This window comes from Chryseobacterium sp. KMC2 (assembly GCF_016756935.1).
Taxonomy (GTDB): Bacteria; Bacteroidota; Bacteroidia; order Flavobacteriales; family Weeksellaceae; genus Chryseobacterium; species Chryseobacterium rhizosphaerae.
On the sequence record NZ_JAESIT010000014.1, the window covers coordinates 44,013 to 56,272 of the forward strand.

The following is a 12,260-nucleotide window of genomic DNA, read 5'->3' on the forward strand; positions in this document are numbered from 1 at the left end:
AATAGAAATGCAGCAGACCGGTAAAAAGAAGTCAAAGGGAACCTTCAAAAAATATATTCTGAAAGCTCATCTGTGGCTTGGCCTGCTTTCCGGCATTATTGTACTGATTGTTTCTCTGTCAGGGGCTTTTTTTGTTTTCAATGAAGATATTACGGCTGCATTGCGTAAGGAACATACCTTCCATGGGGAAAAAGATATTCAGCATAAGAAGCCTATCCCTATCCGAGAGCTAAAAGACCTGGTCAATACCCAGTTGAAAAATGAGATCGTAAAAACAGAGGAGGTTACCATTCCTATAGACCCTGCCCGCTCCTACCAATTCAGTCTTCTTAAAGTTAACCGGGATGGCTGGAACCACTTCAATACTTTTATTATCTATAAAAACGTTTATGTAAACCAATATACCGGAAAAGTCCTTGAGATATACGATGTAAAAAACAATCCTTTCTTTATCTGCATGATCCTGCACCGTTCACTCTTGCTGAGCAATAAAGTTGGAGGTACTATTGTGGGGGTCTCCACGATTATCTTTGTGATCATGCTGATTACCGGGATTATCCTGTGGTGGCCGAAGAATAAAAAGATGAGCAAACAGCGCCTATGGTTCCGTTGGGAAAAGGTAAAAGGCTGGCGACGCAAAAACTATGATGTACACAACATCCTTGGCTTTTATTCTTCCTTTCTGGCCATTGTTGTAGCCATTACCGGGATTATGTATTCGTTCCGTATTACCCAACTGTGGTTATATGCATTACTGAACGGCTTTTCCTCTGCAACTCCGGATTACAGCCAGTACAAAACTACCGCTCCGGAATCTGTGGAAACTACAACAACGATAGACCGCATCATAGAACAGGTAAAAACCCATTACCCGAAAGCCTATTCCTTTGGAATTGATCTGGAAGATCATGCTGAGGCAGATCACCAACACGATAACCTAAGCATCTGGATCAAGGAAAAAGAATTCACCTATGCCGAATCTTCCATGATGATCTTCGATGAACATTCGGGGAAGATTCTCTTTAGCCGTCCTCACGAAGACAAACCTATGGCTGAAAGGGCTACAGATGCTACCTATGACTTGCATGTGGGAGCCTTCTTCGGAATGCCCGGCAAAATACTGGCTTTTATCATGAGTCTATTCTGCGCCTCATTGCCGGTAACCGGATTTATGATCTGGTGGGGCCGAAGAAATAAAAAGAAAACAACAACCTAAATCCATTATCATGAAGAAACACTATATATGGCTACCTTTAATGGCGAGCCTGAATGCCTACGGACAAACGGAAAGCCAAAACGACTCTTTGCAGACAGAAAAAACTTCAGAAATTAGCGGTATCGTTATCAAAGGAAACAAAGCAGTCTTTCAGCAGAAAGCCGATAAGATGATTTTTAATGTAGAAAACAGTGTCCTATCCGATGGAACTACTGTATTGGAATTGTTGGGTAAAACACCAGGTGTAGTGGTTTCGCAGGAAGGCGAATTATCGTTACGCGGTAAGAGAGGAGTCAGTGTCATGATTAATGGTAAACTGAGCTCCCTGTCGACTAAGGAGCTTGCTAACCTGCTGCGCTCTACCAATTCTACTTTAGTGAAAAATATTGAAATTATTGCCAACCCTTCTTCCAAATATGATGCTGCTGGAAATGCAGGTATCATTAATATTGTCCTGAAAAAGAGCTCCCTGGAAGGAATTAGCGGCACCTATTATCTGAACGGCGGAAGAGGCCGAAAAAACAGACTTAATACCGGGTTGAGCCTCAATTATACCCATAAGAAACTCTCTCTGCATGGGGACTATAGTTATACTTTCCGTGGGGAGGAAGAAAGACGGGACTTTAGCCAGGTTTTCTACGATGAGAAACAACCTCAGCAAATGACGCGGAAAACAGATCAGCATTCTATAACGAATGAGCCTTTAACCTCCAATAACTTTAAATTCGGAGCGGATTATGCTTTCAGTGACAAAACAAGTATCGGTGCTTTATTCGATGCTAAAATAGGACGATATGAAGATTTTTCGAAAGGTGAAAACAGTATATTTCAACCTGCAGACCATCTGTTTGCTCAGGTAGTCTCAGATAATAAAAGCAAAGAAAACTGGTACGATTACACCTATAATCTAAAGGGAACACACATTTTCAATGATAAAGAGTATAAGGTAGATGTAGATCTGGAATACGAAACTTCGCGTTTCACTTCCCTCCAGAATCAGTTTTCAGATGCATTGGTAAATGAGGGAACAGAGCAGTTTAACAACAGAAGAGGCAATATCGCTTCCCGCCTGAAAGTCTTCAATGCTAAGGTAGACTTTACCCTCCCTTTTAGTGAAAGACACAGTCTGGAAACAGGACTGAAATCTACTATAAAGTCTAATAATAACCCCTCGGAGTATTTTATACAGCAGGGTGAAGAATGGATACATGATAATCAGGCAAGTAACGAATATGTTTACAAAGAACAGATCCACGCATTGTATGCCAATTATAAATTCAATCTGACCAAATGGACTTTCCAACTGGGATTGAGAACGGAAATGACCGACACGGATATCAACCAGAAAACATCCCAGGAACAGCGAAAAAGAAATTATACGAACCTGTTCCCAAGTGCATCCATCAAATACCAGGTCAATGATCAGCATGGATTCTATGCTTCGTACAGTAAAAGGATTAACAGGCCGAGCCACTTTGACCTCAATCCGTTCCGTTTTTATGATGATCCGTTCAACTATTGGCAAGGAAATCCAAATTTAAATCCTGAATTTACACACGCCACAGAATTGGGGTATACCTGGGGGAAATACATTATAGCATCAGCTTACTTCAGTGTCACAAACGACGTAATGACGGAAGTATACAACTACCAGCCGGATACAGGAATCCTGGTGAAAACTCAGGACAATCTGAACAAGTCTTATGTCTATGGTGCCAATTTAACGGCTACGACAAAACTTTTCAACTTTTGGTCGCTTACCTCCATGCTTAATGTATTCAATACTGAGTACAAAGGCAATTACCAGAATTACGCGGTAAACAGTTCACAACTTGCCTTTACGCTCAATGCACAAAACAGTTTCAGCATTGCAAAAGGTATAAAAGCAGAGGCTAACGCCCAATATTTCTCGAAATCAAATATTGGTTTGTTTATCCGCGATGCTTACTTTGACCTGACATTGGGAGTTTCAAAAACATTATGGAAGGATAAAGCAACATTAAAACTAGCAGTGACAGACTTATTAAAAACCAATAATTACCGTGTAACAGGAGATAACTTCAGCTCTACTATCCGACAGAAATACAATCTGGACAGCCGAGTGGTAACACTCTCATTCAATTACAAGCTTTAGAACATAAAGCCTTGTCAAGGTTAGTAACCTTGACAAGGCTTGGCTCTTAGTAGTATCAAAAAGTTTACATTACTTGTCGTTATTCTAACCGAGCTGTGGTGGTTTAAGCAGAAACAAAAAAAGCTGTTCTCAATAATTTTGAGAACAGCTTTTTAATCAAATTAATAGGCTATATTTTCAACGAAATTGATAGGCTATGATCAGTCATAAAACTTATCGAAACGGGCAAATCCAGAAATCTTATCCGGAAGCTTCATTCCCTTACTTATTTTGTCAGTTTGCAGATCATAGATCCATACATAGTTCCCTCCTTTATTGGCATTGACAGCAATGTATAACTTTTTATTCCGAACAAACATCCCCTGTTCATAAGGTTCATCTCCCGGCAGTTCATCCAATACCCGCACTACTTGTTTGGTTTCGATATCTATAATAGCATAGCGGCCATTATAGGCATTCCCTAATGTCGGATCACGGTAGAGAACCACCATCTTATTATCCCCCATATACTCGATCACTGTTTCCAGAGATTTACCTCCTACCAGATCGGTAAGATTAATCTGATACCCTGGATCTGGCGAAGTTGCCCCTTTAAGAGCCCTGAAAAGGTAAATTTTATTTGATCCGGCTCCTACACGTGGAAAGCAGGTATAGTAAAAGGCTTCATTATCCTTGGTAAAAGTAGTTTTGAAATAAGGCGATCCATTAGCCACACCAGAGCTTCGGCTGTCAGTTACCGAATTGATTACTTTGAAGTTTTTATAATCGATTACCGCAAAATTATAATAATCCGGAGTGATCCATTTACCATTGCGGAAGCTATACTGTAAATAGATATGTCCATCCATATAGGTCATAGCACCCAGCGAATAAAAATTATAAGCTGTTGGGAAAGGCTGAAATCCTTCAATCTCCCCCTGACGGATAATACTAAGGTCTGAAGTATTGAAAACAGTATAACGTATATGCTGACCATCGCCTGTTTCTCCTACAATAACCAACGTATTAGCATCTATCCATACATAGCTGGATATATCACTGATATAGGTAAAAGGAACTTCTTTTACAGTCGTCAGCCGATCCTGAGTATATTTAAATTTTTTGAAGATTCCCTGATCTGTTTTATAGTTATAGATAAACCCGTTTTTAACAATATAAGAATAGGTTCCTTTGGAGTTGATCTCGTCTCCTTCTTTGGTAATATCCATTTCGCCTTTGGTAAGGTCGTTGGTAGCCGTCATATAATGTACGGTATTGGGCCAGCTTCCTAATGCGGAAAGCAGAAAATATTGATAATCTTTTTCACCACTTTCGGAGCCTCCGGAGCCTGGTTCGCGTTCACAACTAATGATGGATAAACATGCGAGCAGTAAAAATATACTGTTTTTAAAATATTGTGTCATCGTTTTTTACTTAAGTAGATATCTGAATTTTATGTAGAAAGCACGTCCCTGCTTCTGAAGTTTGAAGTTGTCATAAGCCAGCGCATCACTGAGGTTGGTTACATCGAAGGCCAAATTATACCTTCCGTTCTTCATGGAGTAGCTGATCCCTATATTGTGCAAAGTTTGTCTGGGAATCACCGGAATATTTTGTGGATTCCCATAGGATTTCCAGTTTTTGTAAAACCACTCGGTCATCTGTAGTCCGTAGTAAAGCTCTACACGGCTGTCTTTCTGCAGCCAGTCGTCCTTACCAATGCTTACATTCATATTTCCAAATAACCAAGGCTGGTTGGGAACATCTTTTTTGTAAGTTGCTGAAACTACATCTTCACTGTTGTTGGCAAATTTTGTATTGTCATAAGCTTTATTATAGCTCACGTTCATCAGCACATTCAGGAGTCTTTTGTATTGGTAACTCACCTCTCCTTCCAGTCCTCGGGTAAAGATATTGGAAAGGTTTTCATATTTGAAAGTACTGTTGTACAAATTAGGAACCGTGTAGATAAAATCCTTTGTATCCCGTATGTATCCGGCACCTTCTATACGGAAAGCATGTTGCCCCCAATGATGATTATAATACAAACCAACGTTTACATTATTACTGGTTTCAGGCTTCAGATTCATGTTACTGGTTACAGCAACCCCATCTCCGAAGATTTCCTGTGGCTCTACCAAACGGTAAGAACGTTCAAATGATCCTTTTATCCCCAGTTCTCTCGTAATTCTTACAGTGGTTGCAAAACCGTATCCCCAGTTGCTAAAATTATCTTTTGCCGGATAATCAGTTCTGGTTACCGGATCGAAAACCATTTTCTGCAGTCCTACACTGTAATATTTACCAAAGAAAATATTCGTCCAGTGCTTATTAAAAAAATCCTGTTGATAAGCCATAGACAAAATCTGCTTGGTCATCTTCGCCGGAGGTACATCTTCTTTCCGTTCTTCAAGCTGATTGAATGTGGTATTCTTAAGATAATCGAGTACATAATTGAAGATAAGCTTATGATGCTCAGTTATTCTGTAAGTAGCGCCTACCTGTGAATAAAGGCGGTCTTCATGCTGCATTATTATACTTCTTCCCCCTTTTTCACTGGTAGCAGAAGGCTCGAAACTACCATCCCAGCTATATTTACGCATAAGGGTATCGGTTGCTTTCTGGACACTTTTAGAAAAACCGGCATACACATTCACATCCAGACGGTCATTGAAGAGGTTGGCTTTCTTATACTTCATAAAGTAATTATAAGCTTCTCCATTTTGCTTTACCCCACCATATACTACTTCCTGGTTAGAGCCCGTCTGTATCTGTTTATCGAAAAGTGATTGTGACATTCCTACAAAGAAAGAATCTGCCCAGCTTTTGTTTTCAACTCCCACTTCAGCCATCCCAAAAACAGATTGATATCTGTCGTTGAAACGTTTTAGATTTCTAAACTCATATTCATTTTTGGCAGCATTCCAGATTTTCATATCCTTCATCAGATAGTTGTTATCCGAGTGGTTATAAAAACTGTTGATGCGCAGGATAATCCCCGTTTTATCATCTTTAAACTGTCCGTTCAGATTGATACGCTGTGTATTAAAAGATCCTACACTTATACCGGCATCCAGATAATTCCTGCTGCTTCCGGGAGTAATAATATTAACCGCTCCCCCCATTGCATCAGTACTCAGATGAATAGGAACCACACCTTTATATATCTCTACACGATCTGCCATGTTGACAGGCAGTGTACTCAGGTCTACCCCTTTTCCAAGCATTTCCAAAGGAACACCATCTATAAAGAACTTCACGGCTTTACCAGACATTCCGTTGATAGAGAAGTTATAGTCGGAACCTATACCACCCTGCTGGCGAACTTTAATCCCTGTGGTTCTGTTCAGAACCTGATTAAGATCGGCTGTGGTATTGGCCAATTTAGCCACATCTATAGCATTCACAGTAAAAGCACCGTCCTGCAGTGCTTTCACTTTACCTTTTCCGTGTACTATGACCTCTTCTACAGCCGCCTGGTCCGCAACCAGCTGAATACTGACCGGAGATATTTCGCCGCTGAAGTTCATTTTCCTTCTGAGCTTTTTGTACCCATCCAGACTGAAGATCAATACAGCTTCTCCTTTTTTGTAGCTAATCCTGAAATTTCCGTTTTGATCGGTTTGTGTTTTAATTTTTGTGTTTTCAACAAAAATGTTCACACCGCTTAGCCCCTGTTTTGTATGATCCTGTACAACTCCCTGAACCGAAAAACCAGTATCCTGTGCCCGAATAAGAGAAATTGAAAGAATAAAAATGAGAAAGATAAAAATACGCTGATATAATTTCATTATTTATAATTATTATAAACAGCAAAATTAAAGGTTCCCTATGGATTCCCAAAGGAAAAGACTTATTTATTTTTAATTATTCTAATTAGCATTAACAAACAATATTAAGCAAAAACTGTAAATAGCTTAGATTCAAACACAACCATTAAGAAACAAGAGTATGGAGTGTTGTCCATATGAAATAAGTCATCTCCATAACAAAACCGAATTCTATCAATTGACCCATTTTTTATAGAATTTTGATAATAAAACAAGGATAAATTATTTTCTTACTCTTAGATTAATGCTGGTTTTTTGAAATGGCATTACCTGATTGCGTCCTACTTTGTTAACATGTTAATTTTTGTCAAATTCTGACAAAAGCACCCTTATATCCTTATAATGTTTTATTGTATGTTCTGAGGCAAGTTTGCCGGAGAGTAGTGAATTCATGCTTTCAATTATTAATTTTTGGAAAAGATCCAAGGTATAATTATAAGAACGTCTTTTATATTTTATAATAAAATCATATTCTTCCTTTGGAATTACTTTCGCAATTAATTTAAGTAGATAGCCATCCGTTTGCCAATGTTCAAGTTTATTATCTTCAATACCTTTAATAATATTCCAAATTATCTTTATTACAAACATGAAATTAGTATTTATTAGGTAAAATAAATCTTCACCTAAGAACGGCCTATTGTAAGTCAGGGTTTCCCTCATATCGCTGAAAAGTACTGCAAAAGTCTCATTTTCTTCAATATCTAACATGTCTTTTTTAATGTCCTCATCAGGTTTAAACTCTGTTTTATTTAAGTATTCACTATAAGCCTCAGGTCTTATATTATTAACAGTCCTAATTGATTCAGGAAGATTGAACATAAACTCGTTATATAATTTCCACACAGTTTCTATTGCTACAATTCTTCTTTCTTGACTAAAATTGTAATTGGATTTCTGAATGTCAATTAAATTATTTAACATTGACGTTTTTTCTGAAAGTTGACTTTCCAGCACTTTCAATTTTATCTCAGTGCTTGATCTCCATTTTTCAGTTCTTTTACTTAGTATAAGCTGACTTATCCATGTGCCTACCCCTGAAATAATAACCGATAAACCTCCTGCCCAACCAATAATTTCTCCATATGATATTTCCATTACTTTTAGCATTTCCACAAATATAACAAAAAGCCATCTCAAAGAGAAGGCCATAATTTAAAGTTGCATTTACTTAAGCATATCAATTGTCTCCAGGACTAAATCCATTGATGCAGCAATGGAATATCCTGAATTTTTAAAATCATTTACACTCCTACCGCTATAGGAATAAATTGCGCCACCCAAATTAATTTCTGTCACATAAGGAACATATTGAATTAGTACACCTATTACATCATATTGAAAATGTGTACCTGTATTTGTAACTTGTATTACAGGACCACCGCTGTTACCTGGATGAACCTGGCAGTCTAATATAATAGTCTTATTAGGCGCGTGTACTTGGCTAACAACTCCCTTCCTAGTCAATGGGAGTTCGTAGTTAAATTGTGGACTATTTTGCAATCCAATTGATACAGGATATCCAAAAATAAAAATATCATTGGCTATTATTACTTCGCTTAATTGTTTGATAGAAATTTCCGGTATTCTTGTAAAACCTCCTTGTGAGTCTCCAGATATGTTTATTCCTCGGACAGGGTGGACAAATTCTCCCTCATTTGCATTGTTTCCTATAATTAATATTACAACAATATCCCGTGTTGGATTAATTGCTGCATGCTGATCTGCCAAAAGCAACTGTAGATCAAGTGATAATTTCATTGGAAAATAAATAGAAGGATCACTATTCCTTGCTTGAAATGTAAGATTTGCAACGTTTCCCTTAAAACTATTGTTATTACATAGAACGTGCTTGGCAGTTACAAAATATGTTTTATTATTTTTCTCTAAGAAGAATCCAGTCCCGGATGATCCTTCAATTTGCACCAATACTGGATATGCCAGATTAGCTTCTGTCATTTGTCTCATGGATAAGTTTTTTAACAAATATATAAAAAGCAATAACTGCCTAGCAAATTAAATCTTTTTGAAATCCCATGCTTGTTTATTGATCTGGCGCCTTTGATTATAATGGTATTTCTTTCTTTATTTCCTCTTGCATCTTATCCACGTCCTTTATTCCTGCTTTCTCCATTGTTGCCTTTTGGCTAAATAATGGCTGGTTTCCGTTAACAGATATGAGCATTTCAAATAACTTCGCTTCTTTGTTGAGCTGTTTGTAGAATTCTTTCATCTATTATTGTGATATCACATTCTCCCTTTTAATTACCTCATATTGATGTAATATTCGATTAAAATATACAGTTCAATCCGCCCCATTTTAGCAGTACACAAAAGGGTTATTCACAAAGGATATCAATTGGCATTGAAAAAGATCCTGTATTTTTTAAATACTGTTTTTCGTCCTCTGTCAAGTCGTCTGTTCCAAGCCCTATTTCTTCCCATACCTGTCCGTCTTTACTTTTACGGGCAAACTCAATGGCTTCGATGACAGGTTTTTTATTAACTCCTAGTATTCTTAAATCTATCCGTTGTCCTTTTTTAATCTCTCCTTTTACAATTTGGCCAAGCAAGAAAAACGATCTTCCTGTAAGTTGGAAAGAACTGGTCATTTTAAATTGAGCAGCGGTAAGGTTGTGCCAATCATACCCACAATGTCTGCATTGTTTTGCGTAAGGGGTACGTGCCAGTTTATTACATGTTGGACATGTATTAAAAAATATTTTTGCTGAGGCTTCAGTCATTATTCGTTGTACTACATTTAACTCAAACTCCTCATAGCTGGTTTTGAGAAAAAGAGGGAGTTCAGACTCAGAAGGCAACCAAGCTTTTTCTATCATCATACTTCTCAGTTTGGGATGATCAGAGGTTTTATAGGTATACATATGGTATTTTAATGCTAACTTTTCATCGTCAGCCATGAGATTGCTAAAATATTTTATAATATACCTGACAGTTTCTTTATCCATACTTAGTAAATATAATAAATAAAAAAGAGCTGTAATATCTTTAGTTACAACTCTTTTTTATTTATAGTGGAGAATACGGGATTCGAACCTTCTCATTTTTTTGTGTATTTATCAGTTTTTTTTGTGGTTGAAGCTCTGTTTGCCACAATTTTTGTAAAATCTTTATTTATCGTTTTCTAAACGCATTTGCGGAAAGAGAGGAATTCGAACCAATCCTTCCAAACCACTTTCAAACATCATTTTGACAAATAATTAATAATCAAAGCAATATCAGACCGTTTAAATGAACAGTAGATATAAACTTTTTGTTAAAACAATAGTTCCCCTTCTCCAGCCAATTTCACCAATTATTATCGGATTGCAGTTAATTTATTACTGCCTGCCTTTTTATGGAGTAGGAATGAAACTTGAATATCTTCACTATCTGTCTGAGTATGAATAGCAGATAGGTAGTCTTTATACAATAAACTTGTCGGCTGCAATGCCAACACTTTTCCACCAGCATAGAGCACCATTTTAAAATTTTTTAAAGGTAAAATTTCTCTCTTTTCGCGAACTGTACCACTCATTTCATTCCACCGTTCTTTAGAATCGATGGAAGTGTGCCAATAGTAAGCCTTTGCCAATTCTACTTCTTTATCATACATTAACGAAGCATAGCCGGTCACATCTTTTTTTATCAATATATTTCTGAACCTGTTGTAGGCAGAAATAGCCTCTTTGAGCAATTCATCCTTATTTTCTCGACTAAGGTCTTTGGAATTGTGCCATCCTTCTAATTCGTATGGGACATCAGCAACAAAAGTTCCCTTAAATTCAAAGACTTTTTGTCCCGTGGCCAGAAAGTTTTCTGTTCCTCGTTTGGTGGAGGTACTAAATTCAAAAATCTGTTTATAGTCGTTCAAAGGTCCATCAGCTTTGCTACGCAATACCTTAATCTTAAACTTAGAAGCTTCAACAAATGTTGGTGACCAGCTTTCATCGCTAAGTTGAGGAGGAAACAAACGAATCGTAATTTCCTGCTGTCCACTTCTCAATATATGATCATTGATTGGAATTCGCTGCATATTGGCACTGCCTAAAAATAGATAGCGATGTAAGGGTATATCGTTGATTAAAATTTCATACCCACATGCATCCTGGCTGAATTCCACCTGATATAATGGACTATAATCATATACTTTTACCTGCTTATAAATATCGAGCATTTTCTGATCTATAAGCTGATCTTGATTTTCCATTGTTGAAGCAATTGTCTGCTTTTGCTGACAACCACTCAGGTTTGACAATAAAAATAAACTTGTTATAATTAACTTTCCCATTATTCATCCATTTGATATTATTAGTTCCCCATTTCGCCCTTGGCAATTGTAATTGCAGTAATAAAGTACTGATCCATTATATTAGACACTCAACTACTAGGTTTTTTGATTCTTTTTGATAGAAAAAGCCTGTTATTTTTCTTTAGATCCTCATTGAATTCGTTGTTAATGCCTTTATCATTATTAGTTTCATCGCCTTTTCTTAGATAGCGGTGAATTTCCCGCTCTCCTACAGCGGCTAATTGACCAAATGAATTCCGAATATACATTCCGTTTTCTTTTTTTCTGGGGATGATAATATTGGGTAAGGACGCAAGATAAATATCCCATTTTTCTCCCTCTTTAACAGCGTACAAAACCTGAACATAATCCAGCTCGGCCTGTGGTACTTTATCTTGGTTGAGTAGTAACAGAAAACCTTTATTATTGCTACTATTAAGAAAAATTCGGTCTCCAATTTTCCATTCACTGCTTTGTAAAAACTGAATACCTTCGATCCCTTGATCAAGCCATGCGTTTAAAGTCCGGTAGGCTGCTATTCTTACTTCCTTTTGCACTTCAGTATTAATGTCAGAAGATTCTTTGGGTTCTTTATTTTTAATTTTATAGTTGCAGCTCCATGCTGTAGCAAATAGAAATAACACAACCGTGCCAGATAAAATAGGCCATTTATTCATTTTGATGGAATGTATCCTTTTGGAGGTTGTTTTCATGCTTTTCTATACCTTCTATAATATGCTTGAACAAGCTATAGTATTTTTCTTCTTCGCCTTTAAAAAACTCTTTTTCCTTTAATACATGGGCACTTAG

At 37.2% G+C, this 12,260-nt stretch carries 10 protein-coding genes; 2 read left to right on the plus strand and 8 right to left on the minus strand.

Features of this window, described 5'->3' with window-relative positions:
* The first annotated feature begins 7 nt into the window (after nucleotides 1-7).
* Together JML65_RS16370 and JML65_RS16375 are read left to right on the plus strand one after the other, a co-directional pair.
* On the plus strand, nucleotides 8-1,216 hold the full coding sequence (locus tag JML65_RS16370; protein WP_202271441.1) for a PepSY-associated TM helix domain-containing protein: 1,209 nt from the start codon (nucleotides 8-10) through the stop codon (nucleotides 1,214-1,216).
* A 10-nt stretch (nucleotides 1,217-1,226) separates the two neighbouring features.
* Nucleotides 1,227-3,350: an outer membrane beta-barrel family protein gene (locus tag JML65_RS16375; protein ID WP_202271442.1), complete on the plus strand. Its 2,124-nt coding sequence runs from the start codon at nucleotides 1,227-1,229 to the stop codon at nucleotides 3,348-3,350.
* Nucleotides 3,351-3,550: 200 nt separating this feature from the next.
* Here the strand turns inward: JML65_RS16375 and JML65_RS16380 are convergent, their stop codons facing one another.
* From JML65_RS16380 to JML65_RS16415, 8 genes are all read right to left on the minus strand, one after another.
* A complete protein-coding gene (locus JML65_RS16380) occupies nucleotides 3,551-4,753 on the minus strand; it encodes a hypothetical protein (RefSeq protein WP_202271443.1) in 1,203 nt (400 codons plus the stop codon).
* A 6-nt stretch (nucleotides 4,754-4,759) separates the two neighbouring features.
* Nucleotides 4,760-7,120, minus strand: coding sequence for a TonB-dependent receptor (locus JML65_RS16385; protein ID WP_202271444.1), 2,361 nt, complete (start codon nucleotides 7,118-7,120; stop codon nucleotides 4,760-4,762).
* Between the two features lie 336 nt (nucleotides 7,121-7,456).
* A complete protein-coding gene (locus tag JML65_RS16390; protein WP_202271445.1) occupies nucleotides 7,457-8,257 on the minus strand; it encodes a hypothetical protein in 801 nt (266 codons plus the stop codon).
* Nucleotides 8,258-8,326: 69 nt separating this feature from the next.
* Nucleotides 8,327-9,127 (minus strand): trypsin-like peptidase domain-containing protein, encoded by an 801-nt coding sequence (locus tag JML65_RS16395; protein WP_202271446.1) that lies wholly within the window; start codon nucleotides 9,125-9,127, stop codon nucleotides 8,327-8,329.
* A 97-nt stretch (nucleotides 9,128-9,224) separates the two neighbouring features.
* A complete protein-coding gene (locus tag JML65_RS16400; RefSeq protein ID WP_202271447.1) occupies nucleotides 9,225-9,392 on the minus strand; it encodes a hypothetical protein in 168 nt (55 codons plus the stop codon).
* Nucleotides 9,393-9,498: 106 nt separating this feature from the next.
* Nucleotides 9,499-10,128: a hypothetical protein gene (locus tag JML65_RS16405; protein WP_202271448.1), complete on the minus strand. Its 630-nt coding sequence runs from the start codon at nucleotides 10,126-10,128 to the stop codon at nucleotides 9,499-9,501.
* Between the two features lie 350 nt (nucleotides 10,129-10,478).
* A complete protein-coding gene (locus JML65_RS16410) occupies nucleotides 10,479-11,450 on the minus strand; it encodes a hypothetical protein (protein WP_202271449.1) in 972 nt (323 codons plus the stop codon).
* An 89-nt stretch (nucleotides 11,451-11,539) separates the two neighbouring features.
* On the minus strand, nucleotides 11,540-12,163 hold the full coding sequence (locus JML65_RS16415; RefSeq protein WP_202271450.1) for a hypothetical protein: 624 nt from the start codon (nucleotides 12,161-12,163) through the stop codon (nucleotides 11,540-11,542).
* Between the last annotated feature and the right edge of the window lie 97 nt (nucleotides 12,164-12,260).